Below are 21,370 nucleotides of genomic sequence, written 5' to 3' on the forward strand. Positions count from 1 at the left end.
TTAAAGTATTCGATCTGTTATTCTTTTATATTAACTATGGTTATGTCTGATGCCAGCATACTTTTTAGAACACCACCAATAATTTATTTGTAAAAATTTATACTTGATACCCATTTATTATAGCTCGATCATTTAATAGGCTATAGACTTTTTCAAATAGCTCATCAGCTTTCTCATGACCATCATGATAGTCATGCCAAAAATTTCCATGGAACTCGATTGGTTGTAATCGATAATAGCCCTTAAAACCACTATTCAATTCATACCACTCCCAGTTTTGAGGTATTTGAGAGTCAATCACATCAAAGAGCGCTAAGCTGAAAACACAAGGTGTTCCATCATCATTTCTTCGGATAGTAATTAAAGGTTGTTTTTCATCTGGTCTTATACTAATAGAAATAACGATATAGTTCTTTCCCAGCGTTAAAGAGCTATTATTATCATCCAACTTTGTGTATTTAACGATCATGGTGTGATAGTTCCTTTAATTTTATAGTGATTAAAGTATTCTCGAATACTAGCAGCTCGATGCCTGTATAGCACACCGATCACGAATAGGATATGCATGGTAAGTACACCATGAAGTACACTGCTGTTACTCCAACCATTGCTACCACTAGCCTACAGCCTAGGATTCAAGTCCTCACTAGGGTGCCGACCTTGTTTCCATGAGATAAGTTATCGGCAATACCCTTCTTTTTTATCTACCACTCCTCTCATTTTAACCTTCCTCACCCTTACTTCATAATCACAACACGGTTCAGGAGTAATGTTTTGAAAATATTATAAAAATACGCTTGACCTTACCATGATGTCAACCTATATGCTGTCGCTATAGATTTGAAAATAAGATTAAAAATATAGTTAAAAACGACAGAGGTTGTTATGAAAACAAAAAATACTAAAGCCCCTACTTATCATGAAGTGCTGAGCATTGAAGGCATGAGTTGTGCCTCTTGCGTCGGGCGTATCGAAAAACAATTAAAAAATATTGAACACGTTGAAAACGCTGAGGTAAATCTTGCCACTGAACAGGCGACTGTTTACTCATCTCAGCCTTTAGATGTTACCCAGTTAAACAAAGCGGTAGAGCATGCAGGCTATAAGGTGACTGAAACCAAGCCTATCGAGCTATCAATAGAAGGCATGAGCTGTGCCTCTTGCGTTGGACGAGTAGAAAAATCCTTGGCAAAAGTCGCTGGCGTGCAACAAGCCACAGTAAACCTTGCGACTGAACGCGCTTGGATTAAAGGCGACGCGCAAATAAAAACGAGTGAATTGATTGAGGCCGTTAAAAAAGCGGGCTACGAGGCCAAACTGGTAGAACAAGACCAAAGTGATCGACAAGATAAAAAAGCCTCAGAGCAAAATCAGCTTAAACGAGACTTAGGGCTTTCTGCGCTGTTGTCATTGCCCGTATTCATTTTAGCAATGGGCTCGCATATGATTCCCGCCTTTCATATGTGGGTGGTGAATAACCTCGGCACTCAGCAAAGTTGGCTGATACAGTTTGTTTTAACCACATTGGTACTACTCTTTCCAGGCCGACGCTTTTATCAAAAAGGCGTGCCAGCCTTATTGCGTTTTGCGCCAGATATGAATTCGCTAGTAGCTATTGGTACCGTCGCAGCATATGGCTTTTCTCTAATAGCGACATTTATCCCGCAAGCGTTACCTGAAGGCACGGTGCACGTCTATTACGAAGCCGCTGCTGTGATTGTGAGCTTGATATTATTAGGTCGTTATTTTGAAGCAAAGGCCAAAGGACGTACTTCTCAAGCCATTCAGCATTTAGTAGGTATGCAGGCGAAGACCGCCCGTGTACAGCAAGATGGCAAAGTCATTGAAGTCCCTGTAGAAGACGTCACCGCACAAATGATGGTTGAAATCCGTCCAGGCGAGCGTGTGCCTATCGATGGCGAAGTCGTCGACGGTCACAGTTATATTGATGAGTCTATGATTACGGGTGAACCTGTCCCTGTGAAAAAACAAGCAGGTGATCAAGTAGTCGGCGGTACTATCAATCAAAATGGCACCGTGAATATTCGGGCAACGGCTATCGGTGAAGATTCTGTATTAGCACAAATCATTCGTATGGTAGAACAAGCCCAAGGCTCTAAATTACCGATTCAAGCATTGGTGGATAAAGTCACCATGTGGTTTGTACCAGCGGTGATGTTTTTATCAGCATTGACCTTTATAGTTTGGTTGATTTTTGGCCCTGACCCTGCCTTAACCTTTGGCTTAATCAATGCGGTTGCCGTGCTCATTGTGGCTTGCCCTTGTGCAATGGGATTGGCCACTCCCACCTCTATTATGGTCGGTACGGGTCGTGGTGCAGAGTTAGGTGTGCTATTCCGTAAAGGTGAAGCGCTACAAATGCTTCAGGACGTGAGCGTGGTTGCCGTTGATAAAACAGGCACATTGACCGAAGGCAAACCTACGTTAACGGATTTCCAAGTTCAACAAGGATTTGAGAAAGAACAAGTCTTACGTGTGGTGGCATCGGTTGAAGCAAAGTCTGAGCATCCAATTGCCTTAGCCATTGTTCAGGCCGCAGAGCAACAGAATATTCAACTGCTTCCTATCACTGACTTTGAGACGATAACAGGTTTGGGCATTCAAGCAAACGTGGCAGGACAAGTGATCCATATTGGGGCGGATCGTTATATGCAACAATTGGGGCTTGATGTTGCGCCTTTTGAACAAGATGCGCTACGTTTGGGGCAAGAAGGTAAAACCCCTCTCTATGTCTCTATTGACCAGCAGTTGGCCGCTATCATCGCCGTTGCAGATCCTATTAAAGAGACGACTCATGCCGCCATCGCCGCACTACATCAGTTAGGCTTAAAAGTGGCCATGATTACAGGTGATAATCGCCATACCGCCCAAGCGATTGCCGCAAAATTAAATATCGATCAGGTAGTGGCAGAAGTATTACCCGAAGGCAAAGTGGACGCGATACGCCAGTTGCAAGAACAATATGGCCGAGTGGCATTTGTTGGTGACGGTATCAATGATGCCCCTGCATTGGCTCAATCCGATGTTGGATTGGCCATTGGTACAGGCACAGACGTGGCGATTGAGGCGGCTGAAGTGGTGCTAATGTCAGGTAGTCTGCAAGGTGTGCCTACTGCAATTGCCTTGAGTAAAGCCACCATCAGCAATATCAGACAAAACCTGGCTTGGGCGTTTATTTATAATGTTGCTTTGATTCCAATTGCCGCAGGTGTCTTGTATCCAGTATTTGGCATTTTACTATCACCTATTTTTGCGGCAGGCGCCATGGCACTCTCTTCTGTTTTCGTATTGGGTAATGCGTTACGCCTCAAGTACTTTAAAGCATAGTCAGCGGACTACTAAACCGCTACAGAGTGAATATAGAATCGTAAAGATTATCCCTATAGGGTTTAAATACACAAGTTATTTAAACCCTTTTGTTATTTAAGTCCCTTTTTAGGCTAGGATGATAAATATGAATATTGGTCAAGCATCAAAAAAATCTGGCATCTCTACCAAAATGATTCGCTACTATGAGCAGATTGGCTTGCTAGAAACAGTAAATCGCTCAAATTCAGGTTATCGCTTGTATTCTAAAGACGATATCGACGACCTATGCTTTTTGAGACATTCTCGTGACTTGGGATTCTCATCCAAGCAAATGAAAGAGTTACTGTATCTGCGTAAAAATGCCAACCGTCAGAGTGCAGATGTTAAGCAACTGACACAAGAGCATATCGAAACGTTAAACCAAAAAATCACTCAATTGCAGGAGATGGTCGACTCGCTACAGAACTCTTTTGATCATTGCGCAGGCGATGATAATGCAGACTGCGCTATTTTAGAGGATTTAGGACAAGGTCAGTAAAAACCACCTTCGCCATATGCGGCCTGCCAGCATCGAACCTTATTTCCAGTCGCCTAAAGCCGCATCAACAAAATCTAAGCGGTCTTGCCCAAAGAACATCTCATCATTTACAAAGAAACTCGGTGCGCCAAATACCCCTCGTGTGACCGCCTCTTCGGTGATCGCTTTCAAGCGCTCTTTCACCTCAGGCTGGCCAATACGATTCATAAAATCAGCAGCATCAATCCCTGCTTTAGACAGAACGTCGGCGATGACTTCTGGTGACTCCATATTCAGTTTTTCCGCCCATATACCATTGAACACGGCTGTTAGATACGCTTGAAACTCAGGTTGTTCGAGATAAGCGGTAACGCCGCGCATCAGTTGCATCGTATTCAATGGAAAAAACGGATTAAAGCGAAACGGCACGTTATACATTTTGGCAAAACGTTTCAGGTCGCGCAGCATATAGGCACCTTTGGCAGGCACTGCTGCGGGCGAGGTATTACCAACCGCTTGAAAAACAGCACCAAGCAACATAGGTCGCCAGATAATTTTGGCATCATGACGCTGTGCTATCGCGTTTAATTGTGTCCATGCCAAATAACTGGCTGGACTGCCTACATCAAAGAAAAATTCGACTGTTTTTGTCATAGTAATGCCATCCTTGCAAAATATATTGGGTGATTGTGAGGGTAAAGGGTTTAACGTTAATGACTATTAGTTGGCTGCTAGAAAGTCTCTAACCATGGGCGCAAATCAAGCTCATGTGTCCAGCTGTCTCTTGGCTGGCAATGCAGTTGCCAGTACTGCTCCGCGATATGCTCCGGATTTAATATACCGTCTTGATCTTTTAGGGCATAGCGCTCAGGGAAATTATCACGAATAAAGGCAGTATCAATGCCGCCATCAATAATAGGATGCGCCACATGTATGCCTTGTGGGCCAAGCTCTCGCGCCATGCTTTGTGCCAGCGCCCGCAGTGCAAACTTAGCACTAGCAAATGCAGAAAACCCTTTGCCACCACGCAGTGATGCCGTTGCACCCGTAAAGATAATGGTGCCTTTTGCGCGGGGTATCATGACCTTTGCCGCTTCCTTGCCTGTCAAAAATCCAGCCAATGCTGCCATCTCCCACACTTTTCGATAGACTCGTTCTGTGGTGTCTACGATAGAGAAATGAACATTTGCGCCGATGTTGAAAACCACCACCTCAATCGGCCCGATGTCTTGTTCGATATGAGCAAACAGCTCAATCATCTCCTGCTCGACACGCGCATCACAGCCAAAGGGCTTTGCTATCCCGCCAGCGGCCTCAATATCACTGACCAAAGTGCTCAATTTGTCGACATGCCTTCTGGTCACGCACAAGGTAAATCCTTCTTTTGCGAATCGTTTGGCAACAGCGCTGCCAGTGGCATCACCTGCGCCAATGACAACTGCAACGGGTGCTCTATTCATATCTATTTCCCTATGATTTTTTGTTTTAGCCTGTCCATGCATTTATCATGCTTTTATATAGTGACGTTCATACTGACTGATGCTCAATGTTCATCAATGACTTTTATTTTATCTACCAAAAAATCCACTGCCGCTTTGACCTTAGGCACTAGGTATCGCTGTTTTTGATATAACAAATACACCGCCATCTCCGCATGCTGAGTAATGGCCAGCTTGTGCTCAAAGCTCAGCTCTTGTAGTGCACCTGACTCAAGATATGAGGCCAATGCCCACCGAGTGGACATTAGGATACCCTCACCATTGCAGGCTTTTCTTGCCAGCCACGGTCCGCTGTTTGAGATTGCGACGATAGGCCCTGAGACATCATGCCACTGATCATTCATAAAACACAACCAAGGCGTTGCCCCTGAGGGTGTTTTAAAATAAAGACCGTTATGCTCTTTGAGCTCCATCACATGGATTGGTGTGCCATTTTTTTCCAGATAAGCGGGTGCAGCGACGGGAATAAAGCCATTGTCCATGAGCCTGATGGCAATCACCCTTTCATTGGGCGCGTAACCACCACGAATGGCAATATCGACATCATCACGGCCGAGCGTCGACAGCTCATCGCTTAAGCTGACGTCCAATATAATCTGAGGGTATAGCGCACTGAACTCATCTAGTAACGGTAGCAGTATTTTTTCACCAAAACCCACCATCGAGCTAATGCGTAGCCGTCCCATAGGTGTCGTCTGGTAGCTTCTCACCGTCTCTTTGCTTTGCTCTAACTGGTTCAATATGTGCTGCATATCGTTGTAATATACTTGCCCTACTTCAGTCAGTTTAACCAGACGCGTCGAGCGCTTCAGTAAAGTGGCGCCGAGGCTCTTTTCTAAATCAGACACTCGCCTCGACAATGAGGATGGCGGTACATCGAATGCCTTTGCCGCTTGGGTGAAACTGCCGGTTTCGACGACTTTGCTGAAATAGCGTATTGCCCGTAATTGATCCAATTAACCTCTCCATCTCATCGCTAGTTGACTATTGGTTGATCATTGATTAATCACTACTTTTGAGTATTTTGGTCTTATTGTTGCTTAAAAAGCAATAGTGATTCACGTTTTTCCTTATATATAACCACATTAAAACCAGTAATAATGTGTTTAAATTAAAAACTACAATTTTTACTCTAATAATGGAAATGGACTTATGATTACTTTGCATGGTTTTGCCGCAAGCAACTATTACAATATCGTGAAACACGCCCTTTTATACAAAGAACTGCTATTCCAAGAAGACCTGCTATACGCAGGTAGCGATGATCTCCTCACCGTTAGCCCAGTAGGCAAAGTACCTGCTATCACAATGCCTGATGGCTTTAATCTGTCAGAGTCGAGCGTGATCTGTGATTTTTTAGAAGAGACTTACCCTGAAAAACCACTTTATCCTAAAGATGCCGCAGAACGTGCCACCGTACGCCAAATCATGAAAATCGCAGAGCTTTATTTTGAGCTACCAAGTCGTCGCCTGATTCCTTATGTGTTTTCTGGTACCAATGCCCCTGATGCCATCAAGGATGAGGTACGTCAAGTGATGAGCCGCGGTATTATTGCCTTGAATCGATTGTGCAAATTCTCGCCTTGGATTGCAGGCGAGCAGTTCACGATGGCTGATATTTATGTGCATTATGTCAATACCATTGTCAGCGCCTTTGGCTCTACCCAGCTTGAGTGGGATGTATTGGCAGAAGTAGAAGGCATGAAAGAGTGGAACAAAGCCATGAGTAAAACTGACATTGCGCAAAGCGTTCAAGCAGATAGCCAAGCAAACATGCCTGAGTTCATGCAGCATGTGACAGCCCAAATTAAAGCCGCAAACGCTGGCTAGTTCGATGCTAACTGGTTCAAGATTAAAAGTATTCAACTACAGAACGACCTTTATTCAATAATTAAAAAGAGAGCCAATACAATACCGTCATTGGTTCAATAACTATAACGATTTGCAGGAGCAAACTTTATGACAGATAAAAACTTACAACTTATTTCAACGGTTAGTGATGACAACAAACTGACCCTAAGCTTGCAAGACATTGATATGCCAACGCCGGGTGCAGATGAAATCGTCGTTCGTATTGAAGCGGCACCATTGAACCCTTCTGATTTTGGGGTTATGTTCAGCGCGGCCGACATGTCGACTGCAGTACAGTCAGGCACCGAGCAAAGCCCAGTCGTGACTGCTGACGTGCCAGCTAAATATATGCCCTCACTCAAAACACGCGTTGGTAAAGACACACCTGTAGGTAATGAAGGCGCTGGCACTGTTGTTGCAGCAGGGTCATCAGAAGCCGCACAAGCATTGATGGGCAAGATGGTTGCCGTCATTGGTGGCGGTACTTATCGTCAATACCACTGTGTCAATGTCAAAAGCTGCTTGGTATTAAAAGAAGGCACGACGGCTAAAGAAGGGGCTTCTTCTTTTGTGAATCCACTTACCGCATTAGCGATGGTCGAAACCATGCGTGCGGAAGGCCACAAAGCCATCATTCATGCAGCGGCAGCATCTAGCCTTGGCCAAATGCTTAACCGCATCTGTATGGCCGATGGTGTTGATTTGATCAATATCGTGCGTAAGGAAGAACAAGAAAAACTACTACGTGATATGGGTGCAAAATACGTGGTCAACTCAAGCAGTGATACATTCCTAAAGGACTTGACGGCAGCCATCATTGAAACAGGCGCCACTATCTCATTCGATCCTATCGGCGGCGGTCAATTAACCAGCGATATTTTGAACTGCATGGAAGCGGCAATCACCCGTGATGTAGAAGAATACAGCGTATATGGCTCAAACACCTTCAAACAAGCCTATGTTTATGGTGCATTAAACCGTGGTCCTATCACGCTAAATCGTAACTTTGGTTTTTCTTGGGGTGTGAATGGTTTCTTGTTATTCAATGCGCTAGGCAAACTGGGTACCAAAACAGTCATGTCAATGCGTCAAAGAGTTGCAGAAGAGATCACTACTACCTTCGCAAGCAGCTATACGCATGAAGTAACACTAGAAGAAGCCTTACAGTTAAAGTCAATCGCCAAATATGGCAAGCAAGCCACTGGTGAGAAGTACTTGATTACGCCTCAAGGCTAATCATTACTTGTATGAGTGATTCTGAAATATAAAAAAGCAGATACTATCATTGGTATCTGCTTTTTTTGTGTAATTGTTATACGATTTTTGCCAACCATATCTTATGGGTTCTATTACTAGGAATCAAACCTTCACTAACAAGCCCTCTTAAACAGCCGAACCTTGAATGACCTTCGACTAAATGCAATTTGCAATTTAATTCAAGAAATATAGGTGATCTGTTCCAAGTATGATTATACTTCCAGTTCTCTACAGTTTGATCTGTATGTCCAATTAACTTCCAGTTTAGATCTGTCGAAACTCGACGAGACTTTATATAACAAGCGTCCACCCACCTTTGAAAACTAGAAAAAATTGTAGCGCATGAAATTTCATTAAAGGTGAGATTAACCAACTCCCATTTTAAGTTGTGAATATCCAGTTCAGCATATTGCTCATGAAACTGTTCGTTACGTCCGTGATCCTGATAAAATTGTTCTAAGACATCTATCGGTGTACTAGGTAGATTTAGAATGAGTTCATCAATATCTATCTTTCCTGCTTCGGTAGCAGGAAAACTCATTAATTCTTTAAATTTCAAAATTACCTCACAGTGAAGTTAACATTTTACGCTTTATTATTTTAGCGACTTATCAGCCCTTACGCTGAATACAAAAAGGCAAATGCCATCATTAATATCTGCTTTTTCTTGTTGGAATTAAAAACCATTGCCAATACCCTTTAATACCTACGTTCAAGTAAAAAATCAAATGCTAAAAACCATACATTAACATTACTACTAAACTTTTGGTTGCATCTACTCCTTATTGCGCCTAGTATCTCGCCTCTTTAAATAACTCTATTTCCTAAAATATAGCCTTAGTAGGCTCAGCTACTTACAATAAAGAGGGACTTATTATGCCAATTAAAACAACCACAATTATTGATGGTGGCATGGGACGAGAATTGGCGAAACGCGGTGCACCGTTTCGCCAACCTGAATGGTCGGCGCTCGCGATGATAGAAGCACCCGAAATCGTCCGTGACGTACACCGCGCTTATATCCAAAGCGGTGCAGCTGTCATTACCACCAACAGTTACGCCCTAGTCCCCTTTCATATTGGCGCAGAGCGTTTTGCTGATCAAGCTCAAGCGTTGGCTGCATCGGCAGGAGAGATGGCACGTGCAGCAATCACGCTGGAGGGTACGGCGACTAAAGTGGCAGGCTCTATCCCGCCACTATTTGGCTCATATCGCGCAGATTTGTTTGATGCTGAACACGTAGAAGATATTGGCACTCCGCTTATAAAAGGGTTGAGTCCACACGTGGATTTTTGGCTGGCAGAGACTCAAAGCCTAATCGCAGAGTCTGTGGCAGTTCGTGAGCTACTGAGCACACTAGATAGGGACAATAAGCCACTGTGGGTTGCTTTTACTTTAGAAGATAATATGGATATCGACTTACCTCGTCTGCGTTCAGGGGAAACGGTGCAAGAAGCGGTGGCAACAATGGCCGACCTTAATATCGAGGCGATACTGTTTAACTGTTGCCAGCCTGAAGTGATCAATCAGGCGCTAGAGGTTGCCCAAAACGTGTTGCAAGAAAAAGACGCGGCGCACATCAAGCTAGGGGCATATGCCAATGCCTTTCCGCCACAACCAAAAGATGCCGCTGCAAATGATACGCTCAATGAAGTGCGTGACGATCTCACTCCGCCTGCATATCTGCTTTGGGCGCAAAAATGGCAAGCGCAAGGTGCATCATTGATTGGCGGTTGCTGCGGTATTGGCCCTGAGCATATTCAGGCGTTGAGCCAGCACTTCGCAGGAGATGCGACAACACAGAAATAACAGGCTACAAACGGACAAAAAACAAATAAAAAGTCCAAAAAACGATGTTTTTTGGACTTTTTATTGTCTAATTTTTTAGTATGGCTTTTTGGCAATGCTCGTTTTTAACTCTTTAAAAATGCCTCGATCTTGGGTTTGATGGTCATAGAAATAATGATCATCAATGTCACGCCAACCGGCAGAGCCGCCAAAAACCCTACTAGCCAGCCATGCAAAAAGGCGGCTGTGTCTGAAAAACCAATAGTATTGGTCGCGGTGCTAAACGCCAACATCGACTCCATAGCGCACGCCATCAGTACGCCAACGAGGAGATTACGCTTATGTGCTTTCATATCAGGTAGCAGCCGGTTAACACCTTTGGTTATCAACCCAATGAGTAGAATACCAATGGGCATCACCGCAAAAGCAGATAGCAAGGCTTTAGACCAATCGATAAAAAAGTTACTGGTATACCCCACATTCATATAAGTCATGATGCCGGTCAATAACCCGCCCATGACCGTCATTATGGCGAGTACTACTAACACTTTATGCAGTAGCGGTGTTTTTTTGCCATTCGTATTAAGCAACAAACTGTTTTGCAAAGCCATTATTACCTTCCGATCGTAACCAATATCGTCTGAATCACTCTGCGTCTTTTTCTTCGCGGCGAGCGTTTGCGGACTGATCTTCAGCCACACCTGCTTTCCAATAAGAAAAAGCATACAGCTCGTCTTTCGACCACTGCTGCTCACCTTTTAAATACTGACGAATGGCTTTGACCGATTCAAACTCACTCGCCACATAAGCAAAACGGCTTTGCGCTTCATCTGGTAGCGTGAGCGCCTTTACGGCATCAATCAATTGACCGCCTTGCATAGGATCTGCGTTGTGTAGCCATGTCATTTTTATATTGGCAGCCGTTGGCAGATCTTGTTCGTCCTCTAGCCCATGCACTTCGATGACGCAGTGGCCGCTAGTCGTAGCAGGCAGGCTCTCTAGTATCGCGCCAAGCACTGGTATGGCCGTGGCATCACCCGCCAATAAAATGTGATCTGTGGTAGGACAAAGCGCTTTGTTTTTTGGCTTCATCATCACACCCAGCTCATCACCCACTTGAGCATGGGTGGCCCAGCCTGAGGCAGGCGCTGCATCACCATGAGCAACAAAATCAATCCAGATTTGTTGTTTCTCAACATCTACGCCACGATGGGTATAAGTACGTATCACAAAGCTGGACTTATCATTGAGGTCAAGGGCTTGGGTTTTATCGATAGGAATGGCGACTTTGTTGTTTGCCCCTATAGTCATGGTGGCAATATTGGCAATCGTATCAGGCTGTGCGGTCAGATAAATGCGAATATAGTGCGGCGTCAGCATTTGCTTATCAGCCACGGTCATGACTTCTCGTACAGGTGTTTGACTAATCGTATTATTCATAATATTTTTCCATTTTTGCAGCTATTAACTGTTATTTAGACTTGCGTATCGTTAATCGAAATTTTCAATTATTACTACTGACATTTATTACTACTGACATTATGGTAAGTGAGAGTCAATTCATAATGACTACTTACTCACCAACACTATTGCTTGCGCTGTTTTTGACATTGTCGATCATCGTGCGACTGACTTGAAAAAACAGTGACAGCTCAACGATGGTGAGATTTTTTGTCAGTTGCCCACGCGCCCAATCTTCTGCTGCATTAAGCTTTTCCATCACTGCCTCGCCTTTAGCGGTTGGTTGTAACAGTTGGCTACGACCATCTAGCGGATTGGCTTTTTTGACAATTAAGTCGGCGGCTAGCAAATCATTCAATGCACGTGTGATTTGCGCCTTATCTCGTTCAATACGCTCCGCAATAGATTTGGCGGTGCTCTCAGAATTGTAATAAACGCTTTTTAGGGTTCTGATATGTGTCACTGACAATTCCAGCTCTTGACGCTTAATACCTTCAAGCAATAGATTGGTATAAGTGTGCATCAGTTGATGCAATGTTTCGCTCAATGAGTTCTTAGACATCTGACCCTCTATATATAGTTGATATAAGCAACTATATATAATATGGTTGATATTGTCAACCATATTCTGATATTTCAAGTCTCAGCTTTATAGATACAGTTATGTAGATTCGGTCATGTAGCTTCTGTTTCTGTTTCCAAGTACTAAGTACCAAGTCGCCATCGCCAATGATGCTACTCACTTTCGTTAGCGCTACCGACTAACGATAAAAACTGGTTTTGAAATTTGCACAGAGTAGTACCATGACCCTGTTTTTATTATTCTGTGCACGTACACGAGCACTATTTATATAAAAAAATTCTTCAAAGTCTTAATGTATAAGGCGTTAGAGTTATTTTTTAGCATTTTTTATGTCTATAAAATTCAGCAATAATCACATATTAGACAATAAGTACACGGCTCATTACTAGTCTGTGCCCTATCCGCTTATTATTTTGCCAATTATGATATAATCATCCCCAAGGGTAACTTGGGGATGATTATTATATAAGTAGCTGATAATAAAATTATTTTATTAAATAATTAAAAAACAGGTGTCCTTATTGGTGTCCAATATGCAATAGTAAATGAGTATGTGTATAAAATAGACGTTAGTCATCAATGAATTAGTGTTAAGCCTATACTGCGCAAGACATTTAGTTATTTACTACTATATTCAATTTATATGAATATACATACAGTTAACGACAAACGATCTTAAGCCGATGGTACAACCGTCACGGAATAATACATGCCAATCCACAGTCTGAGCGACATCAATAGCCTTATTATTAAAGAAAAACAATATTCAGTCACTGTGCCGGGTATTTCTGGTCTGAGCGTGCGGGTCTCTCCTAATGGTAAAAAGACATATTATCTTCGTTATAGCCATCCACATCTGACGGGAAAGCGTCCCAAAATGATGCTGGGTAATGTCGAGGACGTCAGTCTATATGAGGTTAAATACCAAGCGGAATCTATACTTGAGCTGGTGGCAAAAGGTGTCGACCCTAAAGCGCGCCACCAACAAGAAAAAACCAATAAATATGCCCATCTAAAAAATGCGCCATTCGCTGAAGTGGTTCAAGCATGGCGCGCTAACAAAATAGCAGGGCGTGATAAGGGTAAAGCCAACAGAGCGGCATTTAGTGAATCAACCCTCAAGTTTTGGGATTTGTGCTTGGGCTATATGTGCCAAGAGATTGGTGATCTACGAATGAATGACATCACCAGTGAAATCATACTGACCGTGTGTGAGTCGATTCAGAATAATAAAAACCAAGCGACCTTCGTTGGTGCTAGTACACGACTATATACGGAAAAAGTGTTTTCATTTGCGGTCGCACGCGGACTATGTGATAGAAATGTGGCCGTTGATACTCGCGGCGAGCTGGCCCCTGCCAACTCAGGTAAGCACTTGCCCGCCATCACTAAGCCCGACAAATTTGCTCACCTACTACAAGATATGGCATCATTTAATGGTGCCAGTAGCATGACACTTGCAGCGATGAATTTATTACCTTATGTTTTTGTACGTAGTATTGATTTGCGTTCGATGCGCTGGCAGGATATAGAGTGGGACAATGAGCTGTGGGCATTCTCCCCTACCAAGGGCGAAGGTCGTGAAGACATGGTGTCACATCTGGTCGTGCCACTAGCGTCGCAAGTCATTGCGCGTTTGCGAGACATACAGGCAATCACAGGCCACAATGAATACGTGTTTTCATCTATGCGCGCTTCAAGCAATGCATATATTAGTAAGGCAGCGCTCGTACAAGTGTTTCATCGACTAGGATACAAAGATGTGCAGTGTGCCCATGGATTTCGCGCCTCTGCTAAGACCTTGCTAATGGAGCAGCCTGAACTGCGCTATTCAGATATCGTGACAGAGCTACAGCTGGGTCATCGAATAAAAGACACCCATGGCGGTGCATATAATCGCCTTGATGAGATAGAGACCAGAGTACAGATGATGCAAGACTGGGCAGACTATATAGATAGGCTGCGAAGCGACACTTCATCAGGTAATTGATACTAGTAGAATGTTATGAGTATTTTTATCACTTTCATTTTGGACTGACTGTTACTATCCAATACACAATGATACGCAGTTATTTGTATAAAAATAACAAGACGGCTTTTCTAAAAGACGTTATCCTAGGGTGTGCTTGAACTGGCGTGTCTAGACTAAAACTGTTTATCCCAACGACTAGACAAGCCAGCCAGCACATGAGAATAGGCAAGATAAGTGATAAAGTAGATAGCACGATATAATTTCCACTCATTTGATAGGAAGGTTAAGGATGACTCTAGATAACAATGTACTACGTGAACGCATCAGCTTATTGGGTTCGTTTTTAGGCGAGGCAATCTCTCGCCAATCTGGTGAAAAAACTCTACATACTATCGAGACGCTACGTAAAGGGTTTATCCAGCAACGCCGTGAGCCGAATGAGGCACATAAACAGCAGCTTATCGATTTTATTGCTTCTTTGGATAATCAAACCTTAAAAAACGTCATACGCGGCTTTTCTATCTATTTTTTCCTAGCCAATCTAAGCGAAGAGAATTATTTGCGTGAGCAGCGTCATGCGCAGCGTATGCAGTCTGAGCAAAGCTGGGAAGGATCATTTCGTCGTACCTTGCTTGAGTGTCGTGATCGAAATATTGAGCCGGCTCAGATGAAAGAGCTGATTGACCAGTTGAAATTTATCCCCGTATTCACCGCGCATCCTACCGAAGCGCGTCGCCGCACGACGATGAATATCTTACAAAGTCTATTCACGCATAGTGATGCTTTAAACAATGTGTCTGAAAACAGCTTTGCGTACGAGCAAGCAAAGGCTCAAACCGCGCAAACGATTGATCTATTATGGTCGTCCGATGAAGTGCGTACGCGTAAGCCATTGGTATATGATGAGATCAATAATGGACTACACTACTTTAATGCCAGCTTGTTTAATGCCATTCCTAAAGTGTATCGCAATATCAAAAAAGCCATCGTCGATATCTACCCAGAGCTGACCGATTATCCACTACCTGCCTTTATGAGCTTCGGTTCTTGGATCGGTGGCGATAGAGATGGCAATCCTTTTGTGACTTTTGAAACCACAGAGCGTGCCGTGTTGATGCATGCTGATACCGTGCTGCGTCACTACCAAGTATTGATCAAAAAACTGCGCCGACAGCTTATTCATAGCGACACTATCGTGACGGTATCTTCTGACGTATATAACAAAATAAAAAGCTACGATGAGCTCGATCAGCGGGTATTTGACTACAATCTCGATGATTACAGTAATGAGCCTTATCGTCGACTGCTCTCTATCATTCTGACTAAAGTCAAAGCCACCAATCGCCGCATTCAAAGCAAAGGCACGGATATCGAGGCCGAAAAAGATGCGTATACCAACCCAGAAGAATTACTAGAAGACCTACGCATTATCCGTCATAGCGTGAATACTCATGACACAGCACATGCAGATGGGTTATTACTCGATGTGATTCGTCTGGTCAAAACCTGTGGTTTCCATCTAGCTGCGCTCGATATCCGTCAGGAATCGTCTTATCATGGCGAAGTCATTGCTGATATTTTTGCCAGTGCCTCTAACCTGCCAGACTATCAAACGCTCAATGAAGTAGAGCGTCGAGAGTGGCTAACACGCTTGCTAGAAAAACCGGGCACACCACTCATCTATACTGACAACCTAGCAGACAAAACACGCGAGCAGTTGGCACTGATGAATTCAGTTGCCACCCTACGCAAACTGGTTGGCCAAGACACCTTTGGCAGTTACGTCATTTCAATGACTAATAATGCCAGTCAGCTACTAGAAGTGTTGCTGTTAATGCGGTTTGCAGGCTTATGTACGATTGATGCTGATGGTCAACTGTCTGCTGACCTACCTGTCGCACCGTTGTTCGAGACCATTGAAGATCTTAAAAACATCGATAAAATCTTGCCTGCCGTGTTAGACAATCCGCTGTATCGTGGACTGTTACAGAATACCGATAACACGCAAGAGATCATGCTGGGTTATTCAGACTCATCGAAAGATGGCGGCATCATCACCTCGGCGTGGCAGCTTTATAGTGCACAGCAAACCATCAACCATATCGCTGAGCAATATGGCATCAAAACACGACTGTTCCATGGTCGCGGCGGATCTGTGAGCCGTGGTGGTGGATCAACGCATAATGCCATCGCCGCACAGCCCGCTGGCACGCTACATGGTCAGATTAAAGTGACTGAGCAAGGCGAAGTCCTATATGCCAAGTACGCCAATACGGACACCGCTGTATTTGAGCTGACCATGGGTATCACGGGCACACTCAAAGCCTGTTCGTCCAGATTTGTGGTGCAACCTACTGAGTTACCAAATTATGAAGCGCTGTTTGCACGCTTAGCAGACGCAGGTGAGCAGCGTTATCGCGAGCTGACCGATCATACGGAAGGGTTTTATAAATTCTACTCCGAGGTCACCCCTGTCCAAGAAATCTCTCTATTAAACATTGGCTCACGTCCTGCTCATCGTAAAAAAGGCCTACCAAGTAAGACCACCTTGCGAGCGATTCCTTGGGTGTTTGGCTGGTCATTGGCACGCTTTACCCTACCTGCTTGGTATGGCGTCGGTAGTGCGCTGCATAGTGTCAAAGCTGATGAGGCGTTAATGAAAGAGATGAATAAGCACTGGCCGTTTTTTAGCGTGTTTATCAGTAATATTGAAATGGCCTTTACCAAAGCCAATATGAATATTGCCAAAGCCTATAGCCAACTATGTGATGATAAGCCGTTACGCGAAAAAATCATGACAGCGGTCACCGATGAACACACGCTGACCAATTCAGGCCTGAACTCTCTGCTTGAGCAAGACTCTTTATTATCCAATCAGCAAAACCTTGCCTCATCCCTGCAATGGCGAGACGCTTATCTAGACCCGATCAACTATATACAGATTGAGCTGTTAAAGCGTGCTAGACAAAAGGATACCCCTAACCATACGGAACATGGTGACATTAATGTAGAAGACCCATTAATCCGTAGTATTAATGCACTAGCAGCTGGTTTACGTAATACTGGTTAGGGTAGCTTTTCGCTAAGTAGCTTTGAGATAGATAGAACACTTATAATAATTGTCGCTAAATATTGAGGTTTCGTTCGCGAAGCCTCAAATCTTTTAAAGCCCTTCAAAAAATAGCACACTAAATCCAAATCACGATTTAGTACTGGTTGATTGATATTACCTATTAGGTGATTCGTAATTCATTGTTTGAATAACCGATCCTAACAAGATACCGTAAAATATATTTTTACTTCATGTATATGTAGGGTCTGCTCCAATGGAAACGCCTCAAGCAACACCATCTCTAGACGTATTAGTAGCAAATGACTATCAAATAGAATCAATTGCGCTCATTAATCGCGCCATTCAAATACGCTGGAATGATGGTATCGACAGTACGTACCACTATATCTGGCTGCGTGATAACTGCCCATCTGCTTTTCATCCGCAAACTGGCGAGCGTAGCTTTGATTTGCTGAGTATCTCAAAAGATATCCATCCACTATCCGTCTCTTTTGATGAGACAACGCTGACGATTGAATGGTCAGAACAAGCGCATACCAGCCACTTTGAACAAAGCTGGTTACGTGAGTTTGGTTATTCTAGTGCATTGGCCAAGGACCATAGCAGTCCTTATGAAAGTTGGGATGGCACGTTTATTGACCACATTCCGATGTATGACCAACAGAGTATCATGACCAGTGACAGCGCTTTATATGAGTGGATGAGTGCGCTGGATAAATATGGGCTTACTATCATTGATAATATGCCGAACGATTCTAACGCTGGTGTACAAACAGCCATGCGAGTCGATTACCTGCGTCAGACTAATTTCGGTATGACCTTTGATGTGATATCAGAAAAATCACCGATCAATTTGGCTTATACGTCACTCTCATTACCTTTGCATACCGACTTGCCAAATCAGGAATTGCCTCCAGGCTATCAATTTTTGCATTTTTTGAGTAATGAAAGCATAGGTGGCGAATCTACTTTCGTAGATGGGTTAAAGGTGTTAGAAGGGTTACGAAAAGAGCAGCCTGAGTATTTTCGCTTGCTTGCAGAATATGCCATCCCCTTTCGTTTTCATGACAGCGCCCATGATATCCGTGAGCACCACCCCGTCATCAATCTAGACAACTTCGGCAATATTGTCGAAATCAAATACAATGCGCATCTTGCAGATGTTTTTGATTTGCCAAGTGATGTTATGTACGACTACTACCTTGCCTATCGAGAGCTGATGGCTCGATTAAAAGACAGTCGCTATAAGATTGAGTTAAAATTAGCAGCGGGTCAAATGGTGGTTTTTGATAACCGCCGCGTCCTGCACGGACGTAATGCATTTGATGAAAACGTTGGAGAGCGTCGTCTCAAAGGCTGTTATGTTGACCGTTCAGAGTTTAAAAGCCGTTTACGAACCCTCAAAAAGCAACTGGCTTAACACGACCTACAAGCTAGCTGATGCTGTGATTGTAATATAAAGAGCAACAGCATCAGTGTTTGGCTCAGTGTCTATTGATGACTCTAAGCTGCTTCCTTCATGTTGCCTTCTAAAAAGTATAAGCGCTCTATCAAACAGCTTTGCGACCTTTCACAAATAAAACTATACTAATGATGACACTGAACACGCTGCACATAATAAACACGTTATGCGCGCCGCCCGGCATGTACTCCATAAATGATGTGAAGAACTGACCCGAAAACACCGCCATCGTAAAGTAAGATAAGTTACGGCCACGTACGTTAGCAGCGCTTAGCTCGACGGTCATATGGTTCAACAGCGGAATACTAAAACCAAAGCCAATGCCGATCAATAGTGCGCCTAATACTAATAGCAAGGTGCTGGCTTGCGTAAAGCAAATATATGACAATGCAAATGCTAAAAATGCCAGTGCCAATACTTTTGGTTCATTCAACCATTTGATTATTTTTGGCATAAAGCCTGCAGTAACGACCGCCACCAAAGAGATAAAGGCCAGCAGTTGACCAATTTGTGATTCGTTATAGCTCAACTCATGCATGGTGATGGGCAATAACACGGTTGAGGTAAAAAATATGGTCATCGCTAAAGTTGAGATAAGATACACATTTTTTAGCGATAAGCCACTAATGATGGTTTTGCTATCGTCCTCATTAATCTGCTCATGGTTTACAGCAGTTGCATGATGCCGTGGTACAAACAGTAGTAGCATGGCTAAGAACACCCACGCAATCAAATAAATCGACAGCGGCAACGCCCAAAACTGTGAAGCCAGCAAACCACCTAAAAATAAGAAGATGACCCCGCCCAGCTCAATGGACATCCCTTGCTTGGCAATCATTTTTAGGCGCGCCTCCCCCTGATACCACGTGGAGATTAGTACCGTACAGCTCGCCATGACGACTGCCGTTATACCGCCCAATAGAAACCGATTGCTAAACACCTGTGTTGGCCCATGTAAAAGATAAGCACTGGCGCCCGCAAGTCCGTATAAAAACAAACCAATCATCAAGAGTTTATACGCGCCATATTTATCGATTAACTTGCCAGCCAGTGGCGCAAATACCACCGCACCCAATGACGGCAAGGTAATTAATAGCACGCTGTTGTCGGTAATACCCAAGCCTGCCGAAATGCTAACCAAGCCGGGTGCCAGTAACGTGCCGACCATAATGGTCAAACTGGCAATACACAGTAAGGTTAAACTACCTGCTGTTTTTAATTGGTTCATATATGTCCCTAGTCGTTTCGATATCTATTACGGATATAGCTGTATTGATATGACTGTACTGATATTACTTATTTTTTGGCGAATGCATTGAATATTGCGCTGATGATGATAAAAACGATACTGACCACCACAACCCCTGACCATTGGTATAAGGCAAAAGCTTTGACACCTGCCATAGACCCCAATGCCCCACCTGTATAGTAACCCAACATATAGATACCGTTGATACGACTTTGAGCCGCTGGATCGATACTAAAGACGCGAACCTGATTGGCCACTTGCGCGCTGAATACAGCAAAGTCGATTAAAATAATACCGACAATCAGCGACAGCAAATTACCTGCAAACAATCCTGTAATAGCGAATCCTGTGGCTGCCAGTGCCAATGCAATCATGACTAAGGTTTTAGAGCCCAACTTATTGACCCATTTGCCAGAGGATTTAGCCCCTATCACGCCTGCCAGCGCAATCACACCAAACAATCCTGCTTGCTGTGCATTGTAATTAAACGGTGCATCACTGACATAAATCGCGAGCGTTGCCCACAGCACATTGAATGAGGCAAACCAAAATGCGCCAGCCAAGGTAAATTTTTGCAGGGATTTATGTTTTACAAATAGTGATAAGCTACTTTTGATAAGCGGAAAGTAACGCAGCGTGGTATGCGGCGTATTGGTTGGCAAAAACACCCGTAACAATACTCCAAATATGGCAGCAAATACGGCAGACATCACAAACACGCTGCGCCAACCGAGCTGCTCCCCTACAAACCCACTTAAGGTTCTGGACAATAGAATACCTATGGTCAATCCCATCATGAGCGTACCAAGGGTTGCACCTTTGTTTTCAGGAGACACCATGGAAGCGGCAAATGGAATAAGCTGCTGAGTAATATTGGCACTGACACCGATCAAAAACACTGATAGCAATAGTATAGGCAAGCTTGGTGACAGGGCAGCAAAGCCGCATGCTGCCACCAATAAGCAGGATAAAATACCAATCAAGCGTCTACGCGCAATAGAGTCGCCCAATGGTGAGATAAACAACAAGGCAAAGGCATAGCCAAACTGCGTCAATGCCGGAATACTACCCAGTTGCGCGTTGGTCAAATCAAACTCATGACCGATGAGCGGTAAAATCGGCTGGTTGTAATAAAGGTTGGCGGCGGTTGCGGCAATCGCTGCGGTCATTAACAGTAAAATAAATCTGCTTAACGACTGGCTTGTCGATTGGTTTGACGACTGGCTTGGTACGGGCTTATCCATTTTTATCTCTAATCATTTAATCAATCATGTGGTGATTATAAAGCGCCTTAATCAATAACAAAAATGATAATATATGATTGAATC

Annotated in this window: 18 protein-coding genes; 8 read left to right on the forward strand and 10 right to left on the reverse strand. The window is 43.8% G+C overall.

The window, feature by feature from the left end; translation table 11 throughout:
- Positions 1–97 precede the first annotated feature (97 nt).
- Positions 98–469 carry a hypothetical protein gene (locus tag IP485_RS00005; protein ID WP_198325452.1) on the reverse strand — a complete coding sequence of 124 codons (372 nt, stop codon included), beginning with the start codon at positions 467–469 and terminating at the stop codon, positions 98–100.
- Positions 470–885: 416 nt separating this feature from the next.
- On the opposite strand from IP485_RS00005, the gene IP485_RS00010 reads away from it, so the two are divergent.
- Positions 886–3,348, forward strand: a complete 2,463-nt coding sequence (locus IP485_RS00010; protein ID WP_198325453.1) for a heavy metal translocating P-type ATPase — start codon at positions 886–888, stop codon at positions 3,346–3,348.
- A gap of 127 nt (positions 3,349–3,475) precedes the next feature.
- On the forward strand, positions 3,476–3,868 hold the full coding sequence (cueR, locus tag IP485_RS00015; protein ID WP_198325454.1) for a Cu(I)-responsive transcriptional regulator: 393 nt from the start codon (positions 3,476–3,478) through the stop codon (positions 3,866–3,868).
- Between the two features lie 39 nt (positions 3,869–3,907).
- Here cueR and IP485_RS00020 read toward each other — a convergent pair whose 3' ends face one another.
- The 3 genes from IP485_RS00020 to IP485_RS00030 all read right to left on the reverse strand — a co-directional run bounded on the left by IP485_RS00020 (position 3,908) and on the right by IP485_RS00030 (position 6,302).
- Complete coding sequence (locus IP485_RS00020) at positions 3,908–4,501, reverse strand: 2-hydroxychromene-2-carboxylate isomerase (RefSeq protein ID WP_198325455.1); 594 nt, start codon at positions 4,499–4,501, stop codon at positions 3,908–3,910.
- A gap of 77 nt (positions 4,502–4,578) precedes the next feature.
- Positions 4,579–5,307 (reverse strand): SDR family oxidoreductase, encoded by a 729-nt coding sequence (locus tag IP485_RS00025; protein ID WP_227686345.1) that lies wholly within the window; start codon positions 5,305–5,307, stop codon positions 4,579–4,581.
- A gap of 83 nt (positions 5,308–5,390) precedes the next feature.
- Positions 5,391–6,302 (reverse strand): LysR family transcriptional regulator, encoded by a 912-nt coding sequence (locus IP485_RS00030; protein WP_198325457.1) that lies wholly within the window; start codon positions 6,300–6,302, stop codon positions 5,391–5,393.
- Between the two features lie 196 nt (positions 6,303–6,498).
- Here IP485_RS00030 and IP485_RS00035 point away from each other — a divergent pair, with 196 nt between their 5' ends.
- Both IP485_RS00035 and IP485_RS00040 read left to right on the forward strand, forming a co-directional pair.
- Positions 6,499–7,176 (forward strand): glutathione S-transferase family protein, encoded by a 678-nt coding sequence (locus IP485_RS00035; protein WP_198325458.1) that lies wholly within the window; start codon positions 6,499–6,501, stop codon positions 7,174–7,176.
- 129 nt (positions 7,177–7,305) lie between these two features.
- Positions 7,306–8,433 carry a zinc-binding dehydrogenase gene (locus IP485_RS00040; RefSeq protein ID WP_198325459.1) on the forward strand — a complete coding sequence of 376 codons (1,128 nt, stop codon included), beginning with the start codon at positions 7,306–7,308 and terminating at the stop codon, positions 8,431–8,433.
- A gap of 76 nt (positions 8,434–8,509) precedes the next feature.
- Here the strand turns inward: IP485_RS00040 and IP485_RS00045 are convergent, their stop codons facing one another.
- On the reverse strand, positions 8,510–9,013 hold the full coding sequence (locus IP485_RS00045) for a hypothetical protein (RefSeq protein WP_198325460.1): 504 nt from the start codon (positions 9,011–9,013) through the stop codon (positions 8,510–8,512).
- 317 nt (positions 9,014–9,330) lie between these two features.
- Here IP485_RS00045 and IP485_RS00050 point away from each other — a divergent pair, with 317 nt between their 5' ends.
- On the forward strand, positions 9,331–10,263 hold the full coding sequence (locus tag IP485_RS00050) for a homocysteine S-methyltransferase family protein (protein ID WP_198325461.1): 933 nt from the start codon (positions 9,331–9,333) through the stop codon (positions 10,261–10,263).
- A gap of 104 nt (positions 10,264–10,367) precedes the next feature.
- Here IP485_RS00050 and IP485_RS00055 read toward each other — a convergent pair whose 3' ends face one another.
- The 3 genes from IP485_RS00055 to IP485_RS00065 form a co-directional block, all read right to left on the reverse strand.
- Entirely contained in the window at positions 10,368–10,967 is a 600-nt protein-coding gene (locus tag IP485_RS00055; RefSeq protein ID WP_265090923.1) for a DUF2798 domain-containing protein, read from the reverse strand.
- Positions 10,888–11,682, reverse strand: coding sequence for a siderophore-interacting protein (locus tag IP485_RS00060; RefSeq protein ID WP_198325463.1), 795 nt, complete (start codon positions 11,680–11,682; stop codon positions 10,888–10,890). Before IP485_RS00060 ends, IP485_RS00055 begins: the two co-directional genes overlap by 80 nt.
- A gap of 133 nt (positions 11,683–11,815) precedes the next feature.
- A complete protein-coding gene (locus tag IP485_RS00065) occupies positions 11,816–12,265 on the reverse strand; it encodes a MarR family winged helix-turn-helix transcriptional regulator (protein ID WP_197176856.1) in 450 nt (149 codons plus the stop codon).
- Positions 12,266–12,995: 730 nt separating this feature from the next.
- On the opposite strand from IP485_RS00065, the gene IP485_RS00070 reads away from it, so the two are divergent.
- The 3 genes from IP485_RS00070 to IP485_RS00080 all read left to right on the forward strand — a co-directional run bounded on the left by IP485_RS00070 (position 12,996) and on the right by IP485_RS00080 (position 18,751).
- The gene (locus IP485_RS00070; protein ID WP_198325464.1) at positions 12,996–14,276 is read left to right on the forward strand and encodes a tyrosine-type recombinase/integrase; all 1,281 of its coding nucleotides are present in this window, start codon (positions 12,996–12,998) and stop codon (positions 14,274–14,276) included.
- Positions 14,277–14,547: 271 nt separating this feature from the next.
- Positions 14,548–17,328: a phosphoenolpyruvate carboxylase gene (gene ppc / locus IP485_RS00075; protein ID WP_198325465.1), complete on the forward strand. Its 2,781-nt coding sequence runs from the start codon at positions 14,548–14,550 to the stop codon at positions 17,326–17,328.
- A gap of 256 nt (positions 17,329–17,584) precedes the next feature.
- Entirely contained in the window at positions 17,585–18,751 is a 1,167-nt protein-coding gene (locus tag IP485_RS00080) for a TauD/TfdA family dioxygenase (protein ID WP_198325466.1), read from the forward strand.
- 130 nt (positions 18,752–18,881) lie between these two features.
- On the opposite strand, the gene IP485_RS00085 is transcribed toward IP485_RS00080, so the two are convergent.
- Both IP485_RS00085 and IP485_RS00090 read right to left on the reverse strand, forming a co-directional pair.
- A complete protein-coding gene (locus IP485_RS00085) occupies positions 18,882–20,021 on the reverse strand; it encodes an MFS transporter (RefSeq protein ID WP_198325467.1) in 1,140 nt (379 codons plus the stop codon).
- Between the two features lie 68 nt (positions 20,022–20,089).
- The gene (locus tag IP485_RS00090) at positions 20,090–21,286 is read right to left on the reverse strand and encodes an MFS transporter (RefSeq protein ID WP_198325468.1); all 1,197 of its coding nucleotides are present in this window, start codon (positions 21,284–21,286) and stop codon (positions 20,090–20,092) included.
- Positions 21,287–21,370 lie beyond the last annotated feature (84 nt).

It is taken from the genome of Psychrobacter sp. NG27 (genome assembly GCF_016106655.1).
In the GTDB taxonomy this organism is placed as follows: Bacteria; Pseudomonadota; Gammaproteobacteria; order Pseudomonadales; family Moraxellaceae; genus Psychrobacter.

Coding starts and splice junctions, on each gene's coding strand:
- IP485_RS00070 (WP_198325464.1), top strand. CDS start 12,996: ATGCCAATCCACAGTCTGAGCGACATCAATAGCCTTATTATTAAAGAA.
- IP485_RS00065 (WP_197176856.1), bottom strand. CDS start 12,265: ATGTCTAAGAACTCATTGAGCGAAACATTGCATCAACTGATGCACACT.
- IP485_RS00060 (WP_198325463.1), bottom strand. CDS start 11,682: ATGAATAATACGATTAGTCAAACACCTGTACGAGAAGTCATGACCGTG.
- ppc (WP_198325465.1), top strand. CDS start 14,548: ATGACTCTAGATAACAATGTACTACGTGAACGCATCAGCTTATTGGGT.
- IP485_RS00085 (WP_198325467.1), bottom strand. CDS start 20,021: ATGAACCAATTAAAAACAGCAGGTAGTTTAACCTTACTGTGTATTGCC.
- cueR (WP_198325454.1), top strand. CDS start 3,476: ATGAATATTGGTCAAGCATCAAAAAAATCTGGCATCTCTACCAAAATG.
- IP485_RS00020 (WP_198325455.1), bottom strand. CDS start 4,501: ATGACAAAAACAGTCGAATTTTTCTTTGATGTAGGCAGTCCAGCCAGT.
- IP485_RS00040 (WP_198325459.1), top strand. CDS start 7,306: ATGACAGATAAAAACTTACAACTTATTTCAACGGTTAGTGATGACAAC.
- IP485_RS00005 (WP_198325452.1), bottom strand. CDS start 469: ATGATCGTTAAATACACAAAGTTGGATGATAATAATAGCTCTTTAACG.
- IP485_RS00035 (WP_198325458.1), top strand. CDS start 6,499: ATGATTACTTTGCATGGTTTTGCCGCAAGCAACTATTACAATATCGTG.
- IP485_RS00090 (WP_198325468.1), bottom strand. CDS start 21,286: ATGGATAAGCCCGTACCAAGCCAGTCGTCAAACCAATCGACAAGCCAG.
- IP485_RS00055 (WP_265090923.1), bottom strand. CDS start 10,967: ATGCTTTTTCTTATTGGAAAGCAGGTGTGGCTGAAGATCAGTCCGCAA.
- IP485_RS00050 (WP_198325461.1), top strand. CDS start 9,331: ATGCCAATTAAAACAACCACAATTATTGATGGTGGCATGGGACGAGAA.
- IP485_RS00010 (WP_198325453.1), top strand. CDS start 886: ATGAAAACAAAAAATACTAAAGCCCCTACTTATCATGAAGTGCTGAGC.
- IP485_RS00025 (WP_227686345.1), bottom strand. CDS start 5,307: ATGAATAGAGCACCCGTTGCAGTTGTCATTGGCGCAGGTGATGCCACT.
- IP485_RS00080 (WP_198325466.1), top strand. CDS start 17,585: ATGGAAACGCCTCAAGCAACACCATCTCTAGACGTATTAGTAGCAAAT.